Origin of the sequence: Aeromonas sp. D3, assembly GCF_027705025.1 — a bacterium.
Lineage (GTDB): Bacteria > Pseudomonadota > Gammaproteobacteria > Enterobacterales > Aeromonadaceae > Aeromonas > Aeromonas salmonicida.
The window spans coordinates 36,748-59,468 of the sequence record NZ_JAPDBE010000032.1 but is presented as its reverse complement, the minus strand read 5'-3'; the positions used below and the strand labels follow the sequence as shown (position 1 = coordinate 59,468).

Sequence of the window (22,721 nt, the reverse complement as noted above, 5' to 3'; positions counted from 1 at the left end):
CTCATGATGAACCCTGTTCCATGGCTCCAGATGACAAACATGATCTCATATCAGGGACTTGTTCGCACCTTCCCTAGCTTATGTAACCAACTGATCTATAAGTACAAATCCCTTAGTTTCATCAAAGCTGTTCTTGTTCGAACCATCCCCTGTTCAATGCATCGGATTAAGCCGAAAATGATCACTCGTCAGGACTATTGATTCTGCGTTCGTTGCTGTGCCCAATAAGGTCGGGCTATCTATCTAGAGGCATGGAATTGGCACCCTGGTCCAAGCTTTCCGCCTATAACGCGCCCTTTGTGGCTAGTCTGCTGACAACAATGCCAACACCACTGGAAGCGCTCAGCAACGAACATCTGTAAGGCTCGCTTTGCTACTCGTATCCTGCATGCCGACTTTCTGGCTCAGCGCAGCGAGCGACCGGCACGCTCTCAACCCATGGTGGCGCCCATCAAGATTGGCCGCAACGAGCCGTGCCCCTATGGCAGCGGTAAGAAGTACAAGCAATGCTGTTTGCACTGACCGACAAAATAGATAGCAAGAGAGGGCCAATGGCCCTCTCTTGCTTTGGGTAACTTGAGGAAGTCGTGGCAATGACCTGTCCAAAGGAGTGTTATCAAGGGGTAGGACAGCCAACACCTAATGGCATACTCACTGGCATACTAAAAATCTCAGAAACAAAAAAGCCCAACCGAATCAATCAGTTGGGCTATATAGATGGCGGAGGAGGTGGGATTTGAACCCACGGATGGTTGCCCATCGCCGGTTTTCAAGACCGGTGCATTCAGCCGCTCTGCCACCCCTCCGCGACAGTGCGGCGAATATTACCCATGGCGATCCGGCTTGTAAATCCCCTTTTGGTTCGTTTGCCGATTTATTGGGCTAAATGACGCACAAAGTCGACAAAATGGGCAGAACCAGCGCTTTTTCAACCAGATAACTTGACTTGAAAACAGACTCACCCACTATAGTGACCATCACGAAATTCCCAGCAAGATGGACTTATGAGAATCAAACATGCCCTGCTTTGCGCCCTGACTGGCGCCACCCTGCTTGCGGCGCCGGTTCAGGCAAGCGAGCTGACCAAGAGCGATGTCGAGCAAATCGTGCGCGACTATCTGGTCAAGAATCCGGAGATCCTGGTCGAGATGTCCAATGCCCTGCGTGCCAAGCAGGAGAGCCAGCAGGCGGCCAACGACAAGAGCCTGATCGAGGCGCACGCCAAGCAGCTCTATTCCAATAAGGATCCCGAGAGCGGCAACCCCAAGGGCAGCCTGACCGTGGTCGAGTTCTTCGATTACAACTGCGGTTACTGCAAGCGCGCCCATCCGCTGATCAAGCAACTGCTGGGTGAAGACAAGGATATCCGCTACATCTACAAGCAGTTCCCCATCCTGAGCGAAACCTCCTATTTCGCCGCCCGTGCGGCGCTGGCAGTGCAACTGGGTCAACCTGACAAATACCAGGCCTTCCACGAGAAGCTGTACGCCCATCAGGGCCCGCTGTCCGATGAAGCCCAGGTGAAGCAGCTGGCGGAAGCGGCCGGGGTAAACTGGAGCAAGGTCGAGGCCAAGATCAAGGACGGCAGCATAGATCAGAACCTCGGCACCAACCGGGCACTGGCCGAAGCCATGAGCATCTCAGGCACACCGGCATTCATCATAGGTGACCAGATACTGCGTGGCGCCCCCCGCGATCTGGCGAGCCTGAAAGGCTTCATCAAGGATGTGAGAGCGGGCAAGAGCATTCAGTAACCAGGCCCTTCGCACATAAAAAAACGCCCCGGCATTGCGATGCCGGGGCGTTTTGCCATTCAGGCTTTAGCCCTCAGAACTCCTGGGCCGTCGCTAGGAGCTGTCAGCAAGGCGAAGAGCTGCGCAGGGACCGGAGTTTATATGAATAAATGAGGCTCCCGAGCAGCGCATGATCCTTGATCACGGCTTCTCAGCAGGACCATAGCCGTTCGGGTTCTGGCTTTGCCAGCGCCAGGTATCGGCCATCATCTGCTCGAGCCCGCGCTCCGCCTGCCAGCCCAGCTCGTCACGGGCCTTGTGCGGCTCAGCCCAGCATTCGGCTATGTCACCGGGACGGCGCGGTTTGATCTGGTACGCTATGGTGCGTCCGCTGGCCGCCTCGAACGCCCTGATCATCTGCAGTACGGAATAGCCCTGACCGGTACCCAGGTTGTAGGTAAAGACACCGGTATCGGCAGCGATGCGGGCCAGCGCCTTGAGGTGACCGAGTGCAAGATCCACCACGTGGATATAGTCACGCACACCTGTGCCATCCGGGGTCGGATAGTCGTTGCCAAACACCCCCAGCTCCTTGAGCTTGCCGACGCCCACCTGGCTGATATAGGGCAGCAGGTTGTTGGGAATGCCGTTGGGATCTTCACCGATGAGGCCGCTCTCGTGGGCGCCAACCGGATTGAAGTAGCGCAGCAGCACTATGGCCCAGCGCGGATCGGATTTGGACAAGTCACGCAGTATCTCTTCCACCATCAGCTTGGAACGACCATAGGGATTGGTCGCGCTGGTGGGGAAATCTTCCCGCAGCGGCACAGACGCAGGATCGCCATACACTGTGGCCGACGAGCTGAACACCAGCCGGAACACGCCAGCCTTGGCCATCTCCTCGCACAGCACCAAAGTGCCTGTGATGTTGTTCTGGTAGTAGGTGAGCGGGATCTGGCTCGACTCCCCCACCGCCTTGAGGCCGGCGAAGTGGATCACGGATTCAATCTTGTGGGCGGCAAACAGCTGCTGCAGGCAGGCTCTGTCCAGCACATCTCCTTCAACGAAGGTGACCGGCTTGCCGGTGATCCGTTCGACCCGTTTGAGAGACTCGGGGGAGGAGTTGGACAGGTTATCCAGCACCACCACCTGCTGCCCCGCGCCGAGCAGCTCAACCAGGGTATGGGAGCCGATGTAACCGGCACCGCCCGTGACCAATATTGTCATTTTTTATCCCGTGTTCTGGTGAAACTGGGTTGAGTCTACTCGCCCGGTTTCACCAGGAAAAGGCTGAGATACTCATGACACCATCAGTAATCGAGACTGATATCCCCCTTTGCGGTGCAGGAACAGGCCAGTGCGACCCCGCTATCCAGGTCCTGCGCACTCAGCGTCATCACGCTCTGCCGTTCGATCTCGCCAATCGTGGTGCAACGACAGGCGCCACACACACCGGCGCGACAGGCGGCCATCATGGTCTCGCCAGCCCCCTCCAGTGCGGCCAGCAGGGTCTGGCCCGGCAGTATCTTCACCTTCTTGCCGCTTTTCTTGAGGGTCAGCCAGAAATGGTCGCTGGCGGCCGCAACCGGCGCCGCGCCCGATGTAACAGCAGGCAGGCCGAACGACTCCTGATGCAACTGCTTCGCTGGCAACCCCAGCTCCGCCAACATGCGACTCACCGCCGCCATGTAAGGCGCAGGACCGCACAGGTAGACGTGGCGACTGAGCAAGTCCGGCGCCAATTCCCTCAGCATGTCCTGGCTGAGTCGGCCAACCCAGGGATAAGCCGTCGGCGCCTCTTCCAGTACTTGCTCCAGCACTAAAGCGTGGCGCACGCCGGGATGAGATTCGGCCAGCGCAGCCAGATCATCTGCGAAGATCACATCCGCTGGCGAGCGGGCGCTGTGGATAAAGCGGATGTCCGCCTCAGGCCGTTTGGCAAGCTCGTCGCGCAACATGGCCCACATGGGGGTGATGCCGGAACCGGCGCTGAGCAGTAGCGGCCGCTCGCAGGGCAGCGCAGTCAGGTTGAAGTCGCCGAAGGGGCCGTCGACCCGGATCTCGTCCCCCACCAGCAGGCTCTGGTGCAGATGGTGGGAGACCCGTCCCACATCCTTGATGGTGACTTGCCAGAAATCATCCTGCGGGCAGGAAGAGAGGGTATAGGCGCGGCACATGGGCTGGCCGTCTATCTCTGTGTGCAGAGTGACGCACTGACCGGCCAGAACGGGAGGCAGGCTGCCTGCGAGCGGCATGAACTGCCAGCTCACCACATCATGGGTGTCGGCGCGACGACCGATGCAGCGCAGGGTGAGAGAGGTGGAGGTCATCACAAGGCTCCTCATTTTGAAAACATGTTTTTTAAACACGACGCTTTGAAAAAAAGGCGAGCCACCAGGCTCGCCAAAGGCTTACAACATGCTGAGATGAGCAGGCCGGCACGGCCTGCGGTATCACTGGGTTCAGGCAGCCAGGATCTCGGCCAAGTCCGCCTCGGCCGTGGTGGTGCCCTTGAGGCCGAATTGCTCCTCCAGCACCTTGAGCAGGGCCGGTGTCAGGAAGGCAGGTGCGGTCGGACCGGTGCGAATGTCCTTCACACCGAGGGCCAGCAAAGTGAGCAGAATGACAATGGCCTTCTGTTCGAACCAGGAGAGTACCAGGGTCAACGGCAGGTCATTGACGCCACACTCGAACGCCTCGGAGAGCGCCAGCGCCAGCTGGATGGCGGAGTAGGCATCGTTGCACTGACCCACATCCAGCAGACGGGGAATGCCGCCTATGTTGCCAAAATCGAGCTTGTTGAACTTGTACTTGCCGCAGCCTAGGGTGAGCAGCAGGCTGTCTTTGGGGGCGGCCTTGGCAAACTCGGTGAAATAGGCGCGCTCGGCCTTGTCGCCGTCACAACCGCCCACCAGGAAGAAGTGGCTGATTTCACCGGCTTTCACCTTCTCAATCACTGCCGGGGCGGCCTGCATCAGGGCATTGCGGGCAAAACCGATGGTGATGAAGTGCTCGAGCTCTGTGTGCTTGAAACCGTCCAGCGACAAGGCTTTTGCCACCACGGCGGAGAAATCGTCCCCTTCGAGGTGCGTCACGCCCGGCCAGCCGACGATGGAGCGGGTGAAGATGCGGTCGCTATAGTCGCCCACGTTGGGATCTATGATGCAGTTGGAGGTCATCACAACGGCACCGGGGAAGTTGGCAAACTCCTTCTGCTGGTTCTGCCAGGCGGAGCCGTAGTTGCCCACCAGGTGCGGGTACTGCTTGAAGAAGGGATAGGCCAGCGCCGGCAGCATCTCGCCGTGGGTGTAGACATGGATGCCAGTGCCTGCGGTCTGCTCCAGGATCAGCTTGAGATCCATCATGTCGTGGCCGGAGACCAGGATGCACTTGCCAGGCACAGGAGTGACCCTTGCTTGCGTCGGCTCGGGGTGGCCAAACGCCGTAGTTTCACCCAGATCCAGCATCTCCATGACACGGAAGTTGAGCAGACCAATCTCCATGGCGCATTTGAACAGAGGATCCAGCTCGCTCGGGTCAGTGCTGAGCCAGCTCATGATGCGATGGAACTCGGCGGCTACCTCGCTATCCCGCTGACCCAGTACCCGGGCATGTTCCATGTAGGCGGCAGCCCCCTTGAGGCCGTAGAGGCAGAGCAGACGCAGCCCCATGATGTCTTCGTGCACCTCGCTCTTGCCGCGATTGACCGCGGTTTGCGGCGCATGGGCCAGCTGGGCGAGCAGCTCGTCACCCGGCTCGAAGCCGGCGGCCTCGGGCAAGCCGGTGACTTGCACCGCCAGTGCAGCCAGACGGTCGACTAGCTGCTGACGATGAGCCAACGCCTGGTTGACATAGGCAACGATGCGGGCGGAGTCGAAGTTGACGTTGGTGAGGGTGGCGAAGAAGGCCTTGGGCACGAAGGCATCGATCTCGTTGTCGATGATGCCATGTTCGCGGGCGGCCAGCGCCCAGGCGCTGAGGCCCTGCAGCGCATAGATCAGTACATCCTGCAGATCCGAGGTTTCGGCCGTCTTGCCGCACATGCCTTGTGCATAAGCACAGCCATTGCCTGCCGGGGTACGAATTGTCTGTTCACATTGCACACAAAACATCATGCCTCTCCTAATTGGACATTTCAATTACTTGTTTTGTAGCGATTCTATGCCCCTCGCCAAAAACTTAATAGGCATTCAATTTGCCAATTAAGTTTTCATTGATGCAGATCAAAAACAAAAAAGCCGCCCAAACAGGGCGGCAAGCGGGTGGATAAAAGGAGAGACAACTCTGGTTTACGACAAAGGTTTACAACAAAACTCACATCAACAAGCGGTCAGGCCAGATAGGCGCGCAGCATCCAGACCAGTTTTTCCTGCTGCTGCACATAGTCGGAGAGGATGGATGCCGTCCCCTCGTCACCGGCCTCGGCGGCTTGTCCCAGGATCCGGCGCTGGGCGACCAGCAGCTCGCGGAAGCTCTCGAGCAGGGATTCGACACAGGCACGACCGTCATGCAGCCCCTTCTGCTCCGGGATGGCAGAGACTTTCAGGTAGTCGCTGAAGCTGTGCATGGGTACCCCATCCAGGGTGAGGATGCGCTCAGCCAGGGCATCGACCTTCAGCAGCAGATCGTTATAGATCTCTTCAAATTTCAGGTGCAGTTCGAAGAACTGATTGCCGCGGATATTCCAGTGGAAGCCACGGACGTTCATGTAGAGGATCTGGTAGCTGGCCAGCAACTTGTTCAGCTCGGCGGCCAGGGCTTGTGATTGAACGGTATCAAGACCAATCGGACTTTTCATGTTTCACCTCCAGATTTGACGACGGAGCCAGATTAACGCCATTCAGACTCAAGAGGTAATCGTTGCTACCTGAGTGATTGATAGGGAATGGCTATCGCCTGGTGTGACAACCCGCTGATTATCCAGATTTATCACCCTTGGGTGCGTTCGATATAGAGGATCACCTCGCCCAGATGAATGCCGAACTTGCTGATCTCGGCCCGATTGATCAGGCGATCTTCATCCAGCAGGTACATCCAGTCATCAAAGCTCACCCTCACCACCTGCTCATCCGGCAGTACCAGATCGAGCTGATAGCGCCAGTTGAGAGCAAAACCTTCCGTCTTGCCTACCGCCTCCCCCACTACGTCGGATGCGGTACCGCGCCAGTGACCATCTGCCCCCTTGCTCAAAAACCAGGTCCGGGTCTGCTGACGGCCGTCATCAAAGTAAAACTGCTCAAACAGTTCGCCCTTGCCATCCTGCCAGCGCCCCACCATCTCGACCCGAAAGCGACTGGTCACTTCGCCGCTGCGGTCTGTCACCAGGCCATGAGCCACCAGTTTGCCATTGAAGAAACGGGCGAGATCCCAGTTCGGCCCCTGACCGCGATAGTCATCCAAACTGGCACCACAGCCAGTGAGCAACAGGAGTGGCAACAAGAGCAGAAAACGACAGCAACGATAGAAAGACATTGAGTACTCCAGCATCAGAGTTGGCCGCGCAGGCGGCGGGTAAGGGCAGGATCGCGACTGTTGTCGGCAAGCCAGATGGCCAGAAAGGCGACCGCAAATTGTGGATCAGTAAGAGTACCGAGGGGTTTGTCCTGCCACCAGAAGTGGGCAATCCCGGCTTCATCCACATAGAAGGTCAGTGTGTCCCCCGCCGCCACATCGGGCCAGAAGGTTGCCAGTTGCCCCAGCCACTGCTGGCGCTGCGTCTCGCTGCCAAGCCCCAGCCGTTGCCACTCCTCTGCGGTGGCGGTCAGCAGGTCATCCCGTTCGATATCTCTGGCGTAGGTGAGGGTCAGCGCCTGGGGATAGTGGCCCGGCTGATAGCGGCCACTCTGGCTGTAGAGGGTGGCATCATAGAGTTTGAACCAGAGCCAATTCATCTCCCCCTGTCCGACCGGGCGCAGCTGTTGCCAGGGGGCGGCAGATGCCTGCGCAGAGGGTGCCATCATGGCGCCAAGCGCGGCAATCAGGAGGCTAATTCCACCCCATGTGCCAATTCGCGGGATCTTCCAGTTCATGCCAATCCATCTCCTGTTCCAGCAAGGTGTTGATATCCTGCATCACCACACGAGCCAGTCGCCCCTGCGCATCACGCTGGCAGGCAACCACCAGATAGTAACGCTCGGTCAGCTCGTGCTGGCTCTCTTTGGTCCACTTGGAAAACAACAAGGCGTCGGTCGAAAAGGTGTTCATCTTGATTCACCCTCAAGCTTGACCGTTACCCACAGGAGTACGGGTAACCACCACATCCAGATCACCGCCAATAGTGCTGTGCTGATCCAGATGCCCCAAGGTAAGTGTACTGCGCCCATGGCCGCTCCCGCCACATAGGAGGAGGCGCCACCCGCCATGCCAAACAGCGCCTGCTGCCAGCGAGGCAAGGGGCGCAACCAGCGCAGTCCATGGCTGAGGCTCAAGGCAAATCCCAGCCACAGCAGCACCAGCCAGAGAGGAAAGCCGGCCGGGAATTGAAACAGCCCCAGTTGCCAGAGCAGGCCATCAAGCAGACAACCGGCCAGGGCCACCGGCAATAACCGCAGATCCCCCTTGCGGCTTGGAGAGAAGATGAAGTGGAGCAGCAGCATCAACAGCAGCGGACCCGGCTGCTGCCATTTCACCGCCAGCAGCCAATAGAGGTTGAACCCCAGCAGATGGACCCACTGCCACATGGTCAGTGACCGCTCACTGGCACATCACCCCGCCAGCCCGTTGGTCCTGGTTTGGCCGCCTCCAGCTGGACCAGACTGATGGCTCGCTCCCAGAAGCCCCCCTCGCAATAGGCGAAATAGAAGTGCCACAACCGGATGAAATCCTGGCTGTAACCCAGCTTGGGCAGCTCGGGGGCCAGCGCCAGAAAGCGCTCGCACCAATGCGCCAGGGTGCGGGCATAGTGATGGCCGTGATCGTGCAGCCGCACCAGCTGCATGTCGGTCTCGCGGGCAATCAGTCCCGCCATCTGGGAGACACTCGGCAGACAGCCGCCCGGGAAGATGTAACGCTGGATGAAGTCGACACTGCGCACATACTGGGCGTGGCGCTGATCGGCAATGGTGATGGCCTGAATAAGCAGGCGGCCACCGGGTTTGAGCAAACGTGACAACTGGCGGAAGTAATCGGGCAGGAAGGCGTGGCCCACCGCCTCTATCATCTCGATGGAGACCAGCTTGTCGAAGGTCCCCTCCAGTTTGCGATAATCCTCCAGCAGCAAGGTGATGCGATCTGCGAGCCCCTCCCGCTCGATCCACTCGCGCGCATAGTCATGCTGGGCCTGGGAGATGGTCGTCGTGGTCACCCGGCAGCCATAGTGACGGGCCGCATAAATGGCCAGCCCGCCCCAGCCTGTGCCTATCTCCAGCAGGTGATCGTCCGGTCCCAGCTCAAGGCGCTCGCAGATGGTATGCAGCTTGGCCTGTTGTGCCTCCTCCAGAGTGGACTCTGTCCCCGGATAGATGGCACTCGAATACTGCATATGGCTATCGAGAAAACCCTGATAGAGGGTATTGCCCAGATCGTAGTGGGCGGCGATGTTGGATCGTGAACCTGTCAGGGTATTGCGATTGAGCCAGTGGCGCGCCTTGTTGAAGGGGAAACTCAGCCAACTGAGCCGCCGCTCCAGGCTATCGAGCAGTGTCATGTTGCGGGCCAGCAAGCGCACCAGCGCCACCGGATCCGGGCTGGTCCAAAGCCCCTCCACCCAGGTTTCACCGGCGGCAATGCTGCCTCCCAGCAACAAGCGGCGATAGAAGGCCGGATCCTTTACCACCACTTCGGCGTGCAGGTCAGTGCCCGCCACCCCGAAACTATGACGATCGCTGCCGTCCCGCAGCAGCAGTTGCCCGTGCTCGAGACGCCCCAGCAGCTTGAGCAGCAGTTGCCTTGCGCCTTTGTCGATGAAAGAGGCCGAACTTGTTGATTGCACCAGTTCCATTAGCGAGTCTCCGGATGGCTGAAGAATAAGTGGCAGAGAGTCTGAATTGAATCTGCTTCATGAATTGAGCTGGCCTCCGGATAGGAAATTGAGGCTGCGGAAGTGGATTGTATCTGCTCCATTAGCGCGTCTCCGGATGGCTGAAAATAGGTGTTCGTTTGATAAAAAGACGCAGGGCCTGCCAGTAGATACCGAGCAGCACCTTCAGGGTCATCCAGGGCCAGCGGGCAAGCAGCGCCATCAATCCCTTGCGGGACAGGGGCTCGCGGCTCAGCGCCAGGGTGGCGTCAAACAACTTGGCCTCGCCGGACTGGGGATGACTCTCTATGTGGATCAATGTCTCCTGCTCCGGTGGGCGAATGCGCCAGTGGTAGCGCATGGCCAGCCCCATAAACGGGGAGACGTGAAAATCCTTGTCGTGGGGCGCCAGCGCCGCCAGATCCAGCAGGTAATAGTGACGCTCGTTCCAGGGAGTGTTCGACACCTCGGCCAGCAGGTAACGCGCCTCACCCTGCCGGTAGCAAAAGTAGAAGTTGACCGGGCTGAAGTAAAAGCCCATGCAGCGTACATTGCCGAGCAGCAGCACTCGCCCGTCCGGCTCGGCTGTGCCCCCCAGCTCTGCCACCTTGTGCCACACCGCCTGCTTGAGGTTCCCTTCGCTGCCTTTGAGATAGTCATTGCGATGAAAGGAGAGCAACCCGGCCCGCTCCACGCCGAACCAGCGCCCCTGACTGAGGCTCGGCAGCTCATCCAGATCCAGCCCCAGCATGAAGAGGCTGTAGGAGAAGGCGTGGGCCCTGGGTGCAAAGCGGCGATGGCGCACCGAGCCCTGCCAGATGGCGCTGACTGTCTGAGCCATGGTGACAGTACTCATAGCTCGGCTCCGAAGCGTCTGGCGACGTCCAGTGCGCTGCGCACCCCGTCTTCATGAAAACCGTTGTACCAGTAGGCACCGCAAAAGTGGGTGTGATGCTGACCACAGATCTCCAGACGTGCCTGCTGCGCCTGGATGGATGCCTGATTGAACACAGGGTGGTGATAAACGAAGCGGCGCAGCACCTTGCTCTCGTCCACCTTTCCTTTGGGATTGAGGCTGACGCAGAAGGGCTGCGGTGAGTTCACCTCCTGCAATATGTTCATGTTGTAGCTCACCAGCGGCCTCGCCTCGTCGTCCCCGTCCAGCTGATAGTTCCAGCTGGCCCAGGCCTTGCGGCGAGTGGGCAAACAGCTGACATCGGTATGGAGCCAGACATCGTTGGCCTGATAGGCCATGTCGCCCAGAATCGCCTGCTCCCGCTCGCTGACATCCTGCAACAGGGCCAGCGCCTGATCGCTGTGGCAGGCGAGGATCACCTCGTCAAACTGCTCCTCGCCATAGCTGCTTTGGATCAGCACCCCCTCGGCCAGGCGCCGGATCCCCTGCACCGGGCAGGCGAGGCGGATCTGCTGTTGCCAACCTGCGGTCAGCGGGCCTATGTACTCCCGCGAGCCGCCGGGGATCACGTACCACTGAGGGCGATTGGCCACATCGAGCAGGCCATGGTTGGCAAAAAAACGCAGGAAAAAGCCAAGGGGAAAGGCGCGCATGTCCGCCAGGGTGGATGACCAGATGGCCGCCCCCATGGGCAGAATGTAATGGCGGGCGAAGTAGTCACTGAAATCCCCCACCTGCAAGAAATCCCCGAGAGTCAGCTCAGGACTATCTTGCTGCCGTTGACTGTCGGCCAGCCAGGCGCGCGCTTCCCGGTTGAAACGCAGGATCTCGGCGACGAAGCGGTAAAAACCCGGGCTCAGCAAATTGCTGCGCTGGGCAAACAGGGTATCCAGGTTGTGGCCGTTGTACTCGAGCCCCTCCGGGCTTTTCACCGAAAAGCTCATCTCGGCGTCCTGGCGCGCCACGCCGATCCGCTCCAGCAATTTGAGGAAATTGGGATAGGTGCGATCGTTGAATACGATAAAGCCGGTATCGATGGCATAGCTGCGGCCACCCTGGTTCACATCGACGGTGGCCGTGTGGCCACCCAGAGTGTGCGCGGCCTCAAACAGGGTAACGTCGTGCAACCTGTGCAAGAGAAAACCGGCGGTGAGGCCCGAGATACCCGAACCGACGATGGCAATCTTTTTCTTCATGAATGGCGTCCTTTCGAAACAAGCGAGCTGCCAAGGCGCAGCCACAACCACACCGGCAGCGCCCCCAGTGCGCGCAGCAGCCAGATAAAGCGGCTGGGGAAGTGGATCTGATGCCGACCCGCAGCAAGCCCTGTCATGATGACCCGGGAGGCCTGCTCCACCGGCACCAGACAAGGCATGGGAAAATCATTCTTGGCGGTAAGCGGCGTCTGTACAAAGCCGGGGCGGATCAGTGTCACGGCGATTCCCCTGGCCTTGAGATCGAGTCGCAAGGTGGCGGCCAGATAGTCGAGTGCCGCCTTGGAGGCCCCATAGGCTTCGGCCCTTGGCAGCGGCAACCAGCTCACCGACGAGCTGACGATGGCGAGCCGCGCCCCCTCGCCAAGCAGCGGCAAAAAGGCGGCAAGCGCATGGCCGGTGGCGATGAGGTTGGTCTCGATCACCCTGGCAAACAGTTCGCCGTCAAAGCCATCCGCCACATCCATGTACTCGCAGTTGCCCGCATTGAGGATCAGCAGATCGAGGGGTGGCAAGCTGGCCGCCACCTCTGCCATGACAGCCGCATCCCGTGCATCGAACTGCAAGGGGGTGATGCCGTCCCGGGCCAACTGCGCCAGCCGTTCGCCATCGCGACCACAACCCCATACCTGCCAGCCCGCCTGCCGGTAATCCATCGCCAACTGGCGACCCAGCCCGGAGCTGGCACCCGTGATCAACACACGTCCGCTCATGATCCCAACCTCCCCTTGATGGTGCGCACCAGGGCGCCCAGCAGCGGCAACTGCTCGTAGAGCATGGCGCCGAGATCGAAGTAGTCGCGATGCAGACACACCTTGTCTTCAGCATCGAACTCAAGCCGAGTTGCCCCCTCGACCCTCACCGGCTGACCCGCGGCCAGTCTTGGGTGAGAGAAGGTCATGACCCAGCTGATCCAGGCCTCACGACCCTGTTGCTGCTGACTGGTTATCTCGAAGCGGCAATAAGCGAGGCGCTGGTACATGACAGCAAAGTAGTCGGTGAGCGCGGCCAGCCCGTCGATGCGGTGCGCCGGATCGATGAAGATCACCTGCTCGGCATAAACCTCTGGCAAGCGGTGCAGTTGCTGCTTGTCCAGTTGCTGGTAAAGGGCAATAAAGCGGGCCAGCGGCTCCTTCATCCTATTTCTCCAGATTTCGAAACATCTCGATGGCTTTCACCCGTGCAAGGGCGTGATCCACCATGGGTGCCGGATACCCCCTTCCTCCTTTGAGTCGCAACCAGTCATGAGGCTGATGCACGTAGGCGGCGGGAATATCGGCCAGTTCAGCTACCCAAGTACGGATAAAGTCTCCTTCTGGATCAAATCGTTGCCCCTGAGTGGTGGGATTGAACACCCGAAAGTAGGGGGCCGCATCGGCACCTGTGCCTGCGGCCCATTGCCAGCCACCGTTGTTGGCCGCCAGATCCCCGTCAATCAGCTGGCTCATGAAGTAATCTTCCCCGAGGCGCCAGTGGATATGCAGATCCTTGGTGAGGAAGCTCGCCACTATCATCCGCAACCGGTTGTGCATCCAGCCGGTGGCATTGAGGCAGCGCATGGCCGCATCGACGATGGGATAACCGGTACGTCCCTCGCACCAAGCGGCAAAGGCCACGGGATCCCAGCTCCAGGGCAGAGCCGCGGTCTCGGGTTTGAAGGGCAGGTTCATGGAGAGGGTTGGTACCAGTACCAGCAGATGACGATAAAATTCACGCCAGACAAGTTCGTTGAGCCAGACGAAACCGGGTTCTGCCTTGGATTGAGGCCGGTGGCCGAGCCGTTGTTGCAGCGCCCCGACGCACTGGCGCGGACTTATGATGCCAGCGGCCAGATAAGGCGAGAGGATGGAGGTGCCCGCCTGCGCCGGAAAATCCCGGGTCTCCCCATAGTCAAGCACCGCCTGTTCCAGAAAAGCGTGCAGACGGCGCTGAGCTTCCACCTCCCCCACTGGCCAGCGGAGATCCGGCGTTACTTCGCTGAGCGCCCCATCGACCCATTCCCTCTCGGCCAGCGGTTGCCACGACAGTGGCTCGGCGCGCGGAGCGGGGGCGCGATGAATGACGAAGCCATCCTCCTCCAGCGCCTTGAGCCAGGCGCGGCTGAAGGGGGTAAAGACCTTGAACATCTCCCCCGACCCGGTCAGCACCCGTCCCGGTGGCAGCACGCAGCAGCCGTTGAACCAGTGGCAGCTCACCTCCTGTTCGGCCAGCATGGCGCTGACGGCCAGGTCGCGGCGCTGCTCGTCGATCTCGATGGCCTGATTGGCATACAGCTGGCTGACACCCAGCTCGCGGCTGAGGCTCGCCAACGCCGTTGGCATCTCGGCAAAGGTCTCCACTCGCAGCAGATGGAGCGGGATACCGAGCGCCGCCAGCGCCTTGCCCAGCTCATCCACCTGCGCCAGCAGGAACTGCTGACGGATGGGGGCCATCTTGTGCTGCTGCCACTGGGTCGGAGAGATGACAAACAGGGCGGCCACCTCTCCCGCCTCGGCGCAAGCGTGTCGCAAAGCCGGATTGTCGGCGAGGCGCAAGTCATTGCGAAACCAGACCAGCTTCATGATGCCTTCCTCCCGCGAGTGCGCTTGCCCTGGACTGGCGTCTCTGCCGACTGTGCAGCCAGCCAGTCGGCAAGGGTGGGCTGCCACCCCTGAGTCGCCAGCCACTGGGCGTCATAGAGACTGCCCAGCTCACCAAACAGACAAGTACCATCGGGCCAGCTGGCGGTCAGCTCCTGCTTGCCAAGTCCGGCTCCCAGCAACACCAGCCAGGGCGTCACGGCACGTCCTTCGAGCAAGATGGCCTGCCTGGGCTCGACGGCCCCCAGCAGTTGCACCTCATAACCCTGGCTTACCAGCTCATAGGCGCTCCAGACCAAGTCGAGGGGACCAAGCTGCCCCCAGCTTGCGAGGGTAACCGGGCGTCCCTTCTCTTGTTCGATGAGGTGGCGAGCGAAGCGGGTATGGAGCCAGCCCAGCCAGACCTGTTGCAGCAGCTCGCCATCGGGCCGCTCACGCCACAGGCCGAGCAGTTGATCCACCAAGGGTTGCAGCACCCGGCTGCGCACCAGCTCGAACGGGTAGCTCGCCAGCAGTTCGTTAAGCTGCGCCTCCACCTTGCGCTGATTGAAACCAAGCAGAGCCTGGCTGATCTGCTCCAGGGTCTGCTGCCAGTGATCGCTGACCAGCTGGGTCTGAGGCTCACTCAACAGTCCCTTGACCTGACCTATGCTCACCCCCCGCTCCAGCCAGCTCAGGATCTCGCCGATCTGGCGAATATCCTGCTCGCTGTAGAGGCGGTGCCCCTTCTCGGTACGGGCCGGTTGCACCAGACCATAGCGGCGCTGCCAGGCACGCAGGGTGACGGGGTTCACACCGGTCAGGCGGGAAACGTCGCGGATGGGATAGATCCCCTCATCCGGCTGGGTGACATCATCTTGTTTGGGTAGGTCAGACATAACGACTTCCATTCAATCTATGGGGCGCCCCGGCCCAGGGGGCCGGGGTCGCAAAACAGGGATCAGAGCCCGTAGCGCAGCTTGAGCGTATCGGGATGCAGGTCGGGATAGACCTGCTCGACCATACCAAGCCGCACTTTCAGAGCCCGTAGCGCAGCTTGAGCGTATCGGGATGAGGATTGAGATAAACCTGCCCGGACAGATAGGGATTGGGGTATTCGCGCAGGTAGTGGCGGATCAGGGTCAGCGGCACCAGCAGCGGGAAAATGCCGGTGCGGTACTTGTCGATGGTCTCGGCCAGCTCCTGCTTCTGGGAAGGAGTCAATACCCGCTTGAAGTAACCCTGCAGGTGCATCAGCACATTGGTGTGGCTGCGGCGATTTGCTCTCAGGGTCAGCGCTGTCATCAGCCCCTTGATGTAACTGTCGGCCACCTCCTGCAAGTTGGCCTTGCCGAGGTTGCCAAGCAGTTTGCCCAGCGCCCGATAGTGGGTAGTGGCATGAGAGAGCACCAGATACTTGTAGCGGGAGTGGAACCGGATCAGGGCCGCGGCCGTCAGACCCTGGGCGCAGAGTTGCTGCCAGTCGTGGTAGGCGAAGACCCGCAGCACGAAATTTTCCCGCAGTATGGGATCGCACAGCCGACCGTCTTCCTCCACCGGCAGCAGGGGATTGGCTTCCATCAACGCCTTGGCGAACAGGCCAATCCCCTCCTTGGCACTCCCCTCGTTGTTGGCGCCATAGATGCGCACCCGCTCCATGCCACAACTGGGTGACTTGGCGCAGAGGATATAACCGGAGATGAAGTCGAGCTGGCGAGCCTTCTGCTCGCTGAAGGCGATCAGCTGCTCGGTGACATCGAAGCTGCCGTTGCTCGCCTCGGCGCGTATTTCGCCGTTACGCTTGACCAGCCGGATGGCGGCGCGGGGCGATCCCAGACCAATGGCCATCTCGGGACAGACGGGGTGATAGTCAAAGTGAGCGCCAAGATCCCGTTCGCAGAAACTGGAGCGCTTGTGGCCCCCATCGAACCGCACTTCCTGTCCCAGCAAGCAGGCACTGATACCGACTTTAATCTTGTACATGTTGGCGCTCCTTGTATAAGCCTTGATTCAGTTATAGCAGTTATACAAAAGAATGGAAGCTGTATAACTATTGCGGACTGAATACGGCGCAAGGGCGACATCTGGATCACCAGAAACCAAAAAGCCCATGACTGACGTCATGGGCAAGCAATCAAGACACTACGGGAGGGAAGATCAGAAGCTGTACTTCACACCCAGGCTGGAGATGGAACCTTTTTGCAGATCCCAGTTGCGATAGGTGTAGTCGGCGGTGAGGGCCAGGTTCTGGCTCACCTTGTAGGCGGCGCCCACTTTGAAATCCTGCATGTCGTCGGTCATGTTGGCGTAACGGTAGCCGGTGGAGAGCTCGACGGCGCCAATGTCATAGCGCAGGCCCACTTCACCATACATGCTGCCGCTGTTCTTGCGGTTGATGTTGTCCCAGCCAGTGTTGTTCACGTTGGCAACCTGCTGGCGCTCCATGGTGTAACCCATCAGACCCGCTTCACCGTACAGGTTCAGACCCGTGCTGAGCGGGGTGTAGACACCCAGACCCAGGCTGGAGATGCCCATGCTGTCATTGCCGTCGTTGCGGGAGGTGTATTCGCTGCCCATGCGGCCATAGAAATTGGAACCGAAGCTCTTGGAGACGTCCAGGTTCAGACCACCGAAGTCGCGGTTGTTGCTGTCTTTGCCACCGATATAGTCGGATTTGGTGTGGGCCCAGGTCAGGCCGCCCTTGGCGTAGCTGAAGGCATCCTGTGCCAGAACGGAAGTAGAAGCGAAACCGGCCAGAACCAGAACAGAAAGTGCAACTTTTTTCATTTTGATGACTCCTCGTGTTGAGCTAGTTGAGACCTAGCTGGAATGGAGTCATTGTGCCGAGGGGCGAGCAGAATGCCGAGCGGCAAGCTGTTGCCAAATCATGTCAGATGTAAGCAACTGTTGCTGGCGGTTACCGGGTTAACAACTGAACTGAAACAGGCTCCGTAACGGAGCCTGTTTGGCAAGGGCTTAGCGAAACTCCACTTCCTCAATCTCGACCCGCACCAGGGGTTTGCCGGTCAGGCCGGCCGGGCGCGGCATCTCGATCACCATTGAGGGACGCTGCTGCCCCTTGCGCAGATAGGATTCCGGCAGACGGTTCTCGCCGACCCAGAAACGGGCCTCCTGTCTGGCCAGCTGCGCACCCTGTTCGCTGAACAGGGTGACAGTGCCACGCACCCGCACCACGCTGCGGGTGCCGGTGTTGCTCACGGTAAATTGCAGCAGCAAGGGATCCAAGCCCTCAACCTTGTCGAGCTTGACGCCGATGCCGTCCTTGACCGCCTGAGCCAGCAGATCTGGATTGGTCATCGCCTGCTCGGTCAGCACAGGCACGGCAACCGCGCCTGTGGCCCTCTCGCCACTCGCCGTCGGCTTGATCAGCAGATATTCCCAGGTAAAGTCATCGTTGAGCTGCACTTGGCGACCATCCGGCAGGGTCACCTGGGTCATGGGGGCGGCCTGAGCCAGCAGGGGGGACAGGCAGAGGGCAACCAGCAGGCGGGACAAGGGTTTCATAGGGTGATGGCTCGGCGTCGATGGAAAAGGGCGTCAGTATAAAGAGTCGGCTCCGGCTTGCCTATGACCCGACTCACGTTCTTGCCCTCTGCCGTGGCGCTCGTCTCAGCGTAGAGACTCCTGTCGCTCCTCTTCCTGCACCATGTCCAGGGTCACCAGATCGAACTCTGTGCTCTTGAGGGCATTGAGGATATCCGGTTGCAGATCAAAGGCCTGAGCACGAAGCTTCGGTGGCACCCTCACCCGCGCCAGTGTGGTCGCCTGATCGGAGAGGGTATGAAAGAACACCTGCGCCTCCTCCAACCCCATGTCGGCCAGCATCTGCTCCGCCATGTCCACCATCCGCAGATGATGCTTGTCCACCAGCTCGGGATCGGAGAAGCGGCGGCTCAAGCAGCCGTAAGCACTCTTGCCCCAGCGCCCCAATTGTCGCTTGTTGAAACCATAGCGAAAATCCCTGTGGGTCATGCCCTGCTCGGCAAACAGCCAGAGGGTGTTGGCCGGCAGGCTGCCAAAACGACGCAGGTACTCCTGTTGCTCCTCGACCGGTGCGGGCAACAGCATGGGCAGATGGCTCCAGTCGGTTTCCTGCGCCATGAGGTGGCAGATATAGCGCACAGGGTCGATGACCTCGTTGAGGTGACGCAGATGATCGCAGAAGATCATCTCGTCGGTCTTGATGACGATCTGCTCGATACTGTAGCGCTGGCAGTAGCGCTTGGCCCGCGCTATCTCCTTGCGGTGGCGGGTCGGGCTGTCCAGGGTGATGGCCCGGATCCGGACGCCGCTGGCACGGCACAAATCCATGCTGTAGCAGGATTCCAGTCGGCCAGAAAAGGAGACCACCAGCTCGCCGTAACTGGCCAGGGTCTCGATAAGTGACTGTTCCCTGGTCTGAAAGGTCTGATCGTATCCTCGATTCAGCACAACTATATTGGCAGCCATAACGACAGCACCGGATGATGAATTGGCGGCCATTGTGCCGGTGCAATCCTGAATACACCCTTAAAAAACAAGTTTAATCAGAATTTAATTATAATTTCATGACAATTATCTTCATTTTCATCTTGGATGGAGTCATAAATCCGCAGTTTCGCCTGATGCACTCTGTGTGCTCGCAGAAAGCCTTCGGCCTGTTCGAGGGAGCCGAATGTCAGCCGTGCCCCCTCACTGTCGGTGAGACATTGCATCTCGCCATCCACATCGACGCAGAGCTGGTAACCGCTGCCATCTTGGCAGGCAATCAGCAAGCCGGCATCCGGATAGTGACTCAACCAATTGCGAAACCGGCCATGCTCCATGACTTCTCCTCGAGCATTCCTGACAGTCAGCTCAACCGGGCAGATAACCCAGCGATACCAGCTGCTGACGACAGCTGTGCGCATCGGTAAACGCCATGCCCCTGATCCCCAGCGCTTTGGCAGCGGCCACATTGGCGGGGCTGTCATCGATAAACAGACACTCGTCGGCCTTCAAATCAAACGACACCAGCAGGTAGCGGTAAATATCCGGCTCCGGCTTTATCATCCGCACCCGCGCCGACACCACCTTGCCGCTGAAGAAGCGCCAGAACGGCTGCTGCTCCAGCCAGTCGATGCTGGCATGACCCATATTGGAGAGCGCATAGAGAGTGTGGCCTGCGCCATGCAGCTCGGCTATCAGGGTCAGCATAGCGGGATCCGGCACGAGCGAAGCAGGCACAGCCTGCAAAATGGTGAGATTCTCTGCCGCTGACAAACCTGTACGCTCCTGCGCCTGACGGGCCATGGTATGCAGTGACAGCGTGCCCCTGTCCACTTCCAGCCAGTCCGGGTGGTTGAACAGCCGCTCCGCCAGCGCCTCAGCGCCGCCCGGCCCTCGCACCGAACTCACTATGGCCACAGGATCCCAGCTCACCACTACCCGCCCCAGATCGAAAATAATCGCCATGTTCACTTCCTCCATATGCCTCTGCCGCCAGGCTGACAGTACCAATCCAGCTCTTTAGCGCCCCGGCCAGCGCCAGCAAATACCCTGCTCCGTTCGCACCCCACGGGCAAGTTTTACTTGCATCCCGGGTCCAAATCCCTTAATGGTTATGACGATATTTTCAGGACAAGACCCATGCACGCACCATTCTTCTTTGCTTTCTCGTTTATCCGGCCCACATGAGGGAAGGCCCTGTCGTCGCGTGAACAGCAACCAAAGACGAATCGAGCCTCCCCTAGTGGAGGCTTTTTTTTGCAGCTACAACAATCGATTACTTGGATAGGGAACAATCATGGCTACGCTCGACGAGATCAGACAAGACATCACCCGGTTGGATCAGGAGCTGCTTGCCCTGCTGGCCAAGCGCAAGACTCTCAGTATCGAGGTCGCCCGTGCCAAGCAGGCCAATCCCCGTCCCATTCGCGATACCCAGCGCGAGCAGGACTTGCTGGTCGCCCTGATCCAGCAGGGCCGGCTGCTGGGGCTGGATGCCCAGTACATCACCCGCATCTACCACACCATCATCGAAGATTCGGTTCTCTCCCAGCAGGCCTATCTGCAGAGCCTGCTCAACCCGGAGCAGCAGGAGCCCATGACCAGCGTCGCCTATCTGGGCCCGCGAGGCTCCTACTCCAGCTTGGCGGCCCGCAAGTATCTGGCCCGTTACAAGGATCAGGTGATAGAGGTGAATTGCCAGAACTTCCGCGAGGTGCTGGATGCTGTGGAGTCAGGGCGCGCCGCCTTTGGCGTCTTGCCCATCGAGAACACCAGCTCGGGCTCCATCAACGAGGTGTACGATGTGATGCAGCACACCAGCCTCTCCATCGTCGGTGAGCTGACCTACCCCATAGAGCACTGCATCCTCACCGCAGTGCCGACAGAGCTGGGTCGCATCAAGACCTTCTATGCCCACCCCCAGGTATTCCAGCAGTGCTCCCACTACCTCAGCAAGCTGGAAGGGGCACGCCACGAGATCTGTGATTCTTCTTCCAGCGCCATGATGAAGGTGAAAGAGCTGGCCAGCCCCGATGCCGCCGCCATCGGCAGCGCGGCCGGCGGTGAGCTCTATGGCCTGAACGTGCTGGCCGAACAGCTCGCCAACCAGAAGGAGAACTACAGCCGCTTCATCGTAGTGGCGCGTAAGCCCATCGACGTAGCGCCGCAAATTCCGGCCAAGACCACCCTCATCATGTCCACCTCCCAGAAACCGGGTTCCCTGGTGGAAGCGCTGCTGGTGCTGCGCAACAACGAGATCAACATGACCAAGCTTGAATCCCGGCCGGTACAGGGTAACCCCTGGGAAGAGATGTTCTATCTGGATGTCTCCGCCAACCTGCAGACGCCGGCCATGCAAGCCGCATTGATCGAGCTGACCAAGCTCACCCGCTACATCAAGGTGCTTGGCTGCTACCCGAGCGAAGACGTCAAGCCGACCACAGTGCCGCCGGTCTTGATGGGCAACTGACCGTAACTGTGTCTAGTCCTGAAATAGGTTTACACATTTTCGGCTAGCATTTCTCCACTCAGAACCCCCGATGTACTGCATCGGGGGTTCTGTATTTCAACGCATGATGCGGCCGCTCCACGTTGTAGATATCCACCGCCTCACGCACCATCTCCCGCGCTTGCGCCAGGTCCTGCGGGCTTTGCAACAACAACTCTCCTTTCAAAATCCCGTTCACCCGCTCCGCCAACGCATTCTGGTAGCAGTCATACCCATCGGTCATCGAACATCTCACCCCGTACCGTTCATGCAATGACTGATACAGGCCCGAGCAATACTGCACGCCGCGGTCCGAGTGATGGATAAGCCCCTCGCCGCCACGCCGTTGCTTCAGTGCTTTCTTGAATGCCATCGCCACCGACTCCGCGTGCATCCCTTCGTGCACGTGATGGCCCACTATCTTGCGTGAGTACGCATCTGTCACCAGGCTCAGGTACAGTGGCCCACTCCTGGCTGGTAGATAGGTGATGTCGGCGACCCAGACTTGCTCCGGGGCCACCGGTGTGATCTGCTCCGGCCCCGCCTTGAGCAAGTTGGGATGACGGTAGAAACGGTGAAAACTGTGGGTGGTCTTGTGATACGCACGCCTGGGCGGCACCAGCAGGCGGTGCTCGGCCAATATCTGAAACAGCCTGTCCCGCCCGACCTTGAGCCACACATCATCCTGACCCTGAAGCAGATAATGCAGCTTGCGGGTGCCGACCCGCGGTTGTCGCAGCCGTACCTGACGCACGAAGCGCACCACCTGCAGCCCCTGTGCATGGCGCACGTCTGCAACCCGATTGCGCTTGTAGTAAGCCTGACGGCTTATCCCCAGAAACAGGCAAGCCCTGACGATGGTCAGCCTCTCGACTTGCCGCTGCGAGAGGACTTGCCGGGTCGCTTTTTTACGATGGAGACGCCGTAGTCGTTCTTCAGCACATCGACGACGGCCTCAAAGAACTGGGCCTTCTGGCTCATCAGCGCCAGCTGCTGCTCGAGCTCCTTGATTCGCTGTTCGGGCGTCTGGTTGTCGTGGTCAGGCATGGTGATGCTCCTGCCGGCGCGCACAGAAGCCCCCTGGCTCCAATCTTGCCGACCATGTTTACGCAACCATACCAGAACGGTGGAGCGGCCCTGAATGCCATAACGCGCCTGAGCCTGTTTGTAGGTGAGCTCGCCTTTTTCAATCTGCTCGACCAGCGCCAGTTTAAAAGTCAGCGAGTAATCGCGCTGTGTCCGTTTCACACCTTGTCCCATCGGGCTCTCCGTTTATGTGGGGGAAAGGTGTAAACCATATTCAGGACGGGACACTGCAAACAAAAAAGGCGAACATCATGTTCGCCTTTTTTGTTTTTACCTTAGCT

The 22,721-nt window shown here is 59.4% G+C and carries 25 protein-coding genes, 1 tRNA gene and 1 other annotated feature; of the genes, 3 read left to right on the top strand and 23 right to left on the bottom strand.

The features are described 5' to 3' along the window. Positions 1-438 precede the first annotated feature (438 nt). The gene (locus OKC28_RS23010) at positions 439-522 is read left to right on the top strand and encodes an SEC-C metal-binding domain-containing protein (RefSeq protein WP_442865764.1); all 84 of its coding nucleotides are present in this window, start codon (positions 439-441) and stop codon (positions 520-522) included. A gap of 196 nt (positions 523-718) precedes the next feature. Here the strand turns inward: OKC28_RS23010 and OKC28_RS16925 are convergent. Continuing rightward, positions 719-806: transfer RNA gene (locus tag OKC28_RS16925), tRNA-Ser, on the bottom strand. Between the two features lie 198 nt (positions 807-1,004). On the opposite strand from OKC28_RS16925, the gene OKC28_RS16920 reads away from it, so the two are divergent. After that, on the top strand, positions 1,005-1,754 hold the full coding sequence (locus OKC28_RS16920; RefSeq protein ID WP_021140953.1) for a DsbA family protein: 750 nt from the start codon (positions 1,005-1,007) through the stop codon (positions 1,752-1,754). Positions 1,755-1,934: 180 nt separating this feature from the next. Here OKC28_RS16920 and galE read toward each other — a convergent pair whose 3' ends face one another. The 21 genes from galE to OKC28_RS16815 form a co-directional block, all read right to left on the bottom strand. After that, the gene (gene galE / locus OKC28_RS16915) at positions 1,935-2,960 is read right to left on the bottom strand and encodes a UDP-glucose 4-epimerase GalE (protein ID WP_169046641.1); all 1,026 of its coding nucleotides are present in this window, start codon (positions 2,958-2,960) and stop codon (positions 1,935-1,937) included. An 83-nt stretch (positions 2,961-3,043) separates the two neighbouring features. Continuing rightward, a complete protein-coding gene (locus OKC28_RS16910; protein WP_270690471.1) occupies positions 3,044-4,063 on the bottom strand; it encodes a hybrid-cluster NAD(P)-dependent oxidoreductase in 1,020 nt (339 codons plus the stop codon). Between the two features lie 132 nt (positions 4,064-4,195). Next, positions 4,196-5,845 carry a hydroxylamine reductase gene (hcp, locus tag OKC28_RS16905; RefSeq protein WP_270690475.1) on the bottom strand — a complete coding sequence of 550 codons (1,650 nt, stop codon included), beginning with the start codon at positions 5,843-5,845 and terminating at the stop codon, positions 4,196-4,198. Between the two features lie 218 nt (positions 5,846-6,063). After that, positions 6,064-6,531, bottom strand: a complete 468-nt coding sequence (locus OKC28_RS16900; protein WP_021140949.1) for a Dps family protein — start codon at positions 6,529-6,531, stop codon at positions 6,064-6,066. A 131-nt stretch (positions 6,532-6,662) separates the two neighbouring features. Continuing rightward, positions 6,663-7,205: a DUF3833 domain-containing protein gene (locus OKC28_RS16895; protein ID WP_219615254.1), complete on the bottom strand. Its 543-nt coding sequence runs from the start codon at positions 7,203-7,205 to the stop codon at positions 6,663-6,665. A gap of 14 nt (positions 7,206-7,219) precedes the next feature. Continuing rightward, positions 7,220-7,762, bottom strand: a complete 543-nt coding sequence (locus tag OKC28_RS16890) for a chalcone isomerase family protein (protein WP_270690466.1) — start codon at positions 7,760-7,762, stop codon at positions 7,220-7,222. Next, positions 7,719-7,937: a TIGR02450 family Trp-rich protein gene (locus OKC28_RS16885; RefSeq protein WP_005311934.1), complete on the bottom strand. Its 219-nt coding sequence runs from the start codon at positions 7,935-7,937 to the stop codon at positions 7,719-7,721. The genes OKC28_RS16890 and OKC28_RS16885 overlap by 44 nt, the downstream gene beginning before the upstream one ends. Beyond that, positions 7,934-8,413, bottom strand: a complete 480-nt coding sequence (locus tag OKC28_RS16880) for a DUF2878 domain-containing protein (protein WP_270690464.1) — start codon at positions 8,411-8,413, stop codon at positions 7,934-7,936. The genes OKC28_RS16885 and OKC28_RS16880 overlap by 4 nt, the downstream gene beginning before the upstream one ends. 2 nt (positions 8,414-8,415) lie before the next feature. Continuing rightward, positions 8,416-9,672: an SAM-dependent methyltransferase gene (locus OKC28_RS16875; protein ID WP_265458729.1), complete on the bottom strand. Its 1,257-nt coding sequence runs from the start codon at positions 9,670-9,672 to the stop codon at positions 8,416-8,418. Between the two features lie 121 nt (positions 9,673-9,793). Next, positions 9,794-10,546 carry a DUF1365 domain-containing protein gene (locus tag OKC28_RS16870; RefSeq protein ID WP_270690462.1) on the bottom strand — a complete coding sequence of 251 codons (753 nt, stop codon included), beginning with the start codon at positions 10,544-10,546 and terminating at the stop codon, positions 9,794-9,796. Next, the gene (locus tag OKC28_RS16865) at positions 10,543-11,802 is read right to left on the bottom strand and encodes an NAD(P)/FAD-dependent oxidoreductase (protein WP_270690461.1); all 1,260 of its coding nucleotides are present in this window, start codon (positions 11,800-11,802) and stop codon (positions 10,543-10,545) included. The genes OKC28_RS16870 and OKC28_RS16865 overlap by 4 nt, the downstream gene beginning before the upstream one ends. Continuing rightward, positions 11,799-12,533, bottom strand: a complete 735-nt coding sequence (locus OKC28_RS16860; RefSeq protein ID WP_270690460.1) for an SDR family NAD(P)-dependent oxidoreductase — start codon at positions 12,531-12,533, stop codon at positions 11,799-11,801. The genes OKC28_RS16865 and OKC28_RS16860 overlap by 4 nt, the downstream gene beginning before the upstream one ends. Further along, entirely contained in the window at positions 12,530-12,958 is a 429-nt protein-coding gene (locus OKC28_RS16855; protein ID WP_270690459.1) for a nuclear transport factor 2 family protein, read from the bottom strand. Before OKC28_RS16855 ends, OKC28_RS16860 begins: the two co-directional genes overlap by 4 nt. A 1-nt stretch (position 12,959) precedes the next feature. Next, on the bottom strand, positions 12,960-14,381 hold the full coding sequence (gene phrB / locus OKC28_RS16850) for a deoxyribodipyrimidine photo-lyase (RefSeq protein WP_270690458.1): 1,422 nt from the start codon (positions 14,379-14,381) through the stop codon (positions 12,960-12,962). After that, a complete protein-coding gene (locus tag OKC28_RS16845; RefSeq protein ID WP_270690457.1) occupies positions 14,378-15,277 on the bottom strand; it encodes a MerR family transcriptional regulator in 900 nt (299 codons plus the stop codon). Before OKC28_RS16845 ends, phrB begins: the two co-directional genes overlap by 4 nt. A gap of 139 nt (positions 15,278-15,416) precedes the next feature. Then, positions 15,417-16,361, bottom strand: coding sequence for a YbgA family protein (locus OKC28_RS16840; protein ID WP_059167975.1), 945 nt, complete (start codon positions 16,359-16,361; stop codon positions 15,417-15,419). Positions 16,362-16,535: 174 nt separating this feature from the next. Beyond that, a complete protein-coding gene (locus OKC28_RS16835; protein WP_270690453.1) occupies positions 16,536-17,165 on the bottom strand; it encodes an outer membrane beta-barrel protein in 630 nt (209 codons plus the stop codon). Positions 17,166-17,354: 189 nt separating this feature from the next. Further along, on the bottom strand, positions 17,355-17,903 hold the full coding sequence (locus tag OKC28_RS16830; RefSeq protein ID WP_270690450.1) for a DUF3157 family protein: 549 nt from the start codon (positions 17,901-17,903) through the stop codon (positions 17,355-17,357). Between the two features lie 105 nt (positions 17,904-18,008). Further along, a complete protein-coding gene (locus OKC28_RS16825; RefSeq protein WP_265458740.1) occupies positions 18,009-18,881 on the bottom strand; it encodes a hypothetical protein in 873 nt (290 codons plus the stop codon). Between the two features lie 44 nt (positions 18,882-18,925). Beyond that, positions 18,926-19,204 (bottom strand): DUF6482 family protein, encoded by a 279-nt coding sequence (locus OKC28_RS16820; RefSeq protein WP_059112965.1) that lies wholly within the window; start codon positions 19,202-19,204, stop codon positions 18,926-18,928. A gap of 31 nt (positions 19,205-19,235) precedes the next feature. Continuing rightward, a complete protein-coding gene (locus OKC28_RS16815) occupies positions 19,236-19,832 on the bottom strand; it encodes an HAD family hydrolase (RefSeq protein WP_270690445.1) in 597 nt (198 codons plus the stop codon). A gap of 170 nt (positions 19,833-20,002) precedes the next feature. Next, positions 20,003-20,125, top strand: a sequence feature (Phe leader region). A gap of 38 nt (positions 20,126-20,163) precedes the next feature. Here OKC28_RS16815 and pheA point away from each other — a divergent pair. Continuing rightward, positions 20,164-21,336 (top strand): prephenate dehydratase, encoded by a 1,173-nt coding sequence (gene pheA, locus OKC28_RS16810; protein ID WP_021141201.1) that lies wholly within the window; start codon positions 20,164-20,166, stop codon positions 21,334-21,336. A 58-nt stretch (positions 21,337-21,394) separates the two neighbouring features. Here pheA and OKC28_RS16805 read toward each other — a convergent pair. After that, positions 21,395-22,614, bottom strand: a protein-coding gene (locus OKC28_RS16805) for an IS3 family transposase (protein ID WP_256688064.1) whose coding sequence is annotated in 2 segments (ribosomal slippage) — positions 21,395-22,266 and positions 22,266-22,614 — 1,221 coding nt in all. Because the reading frame shifts where the segments join, the coding sequence is not laid out codon by codon here. Positions 22,615-22,721: the final 107 nt, after the last annotated feature.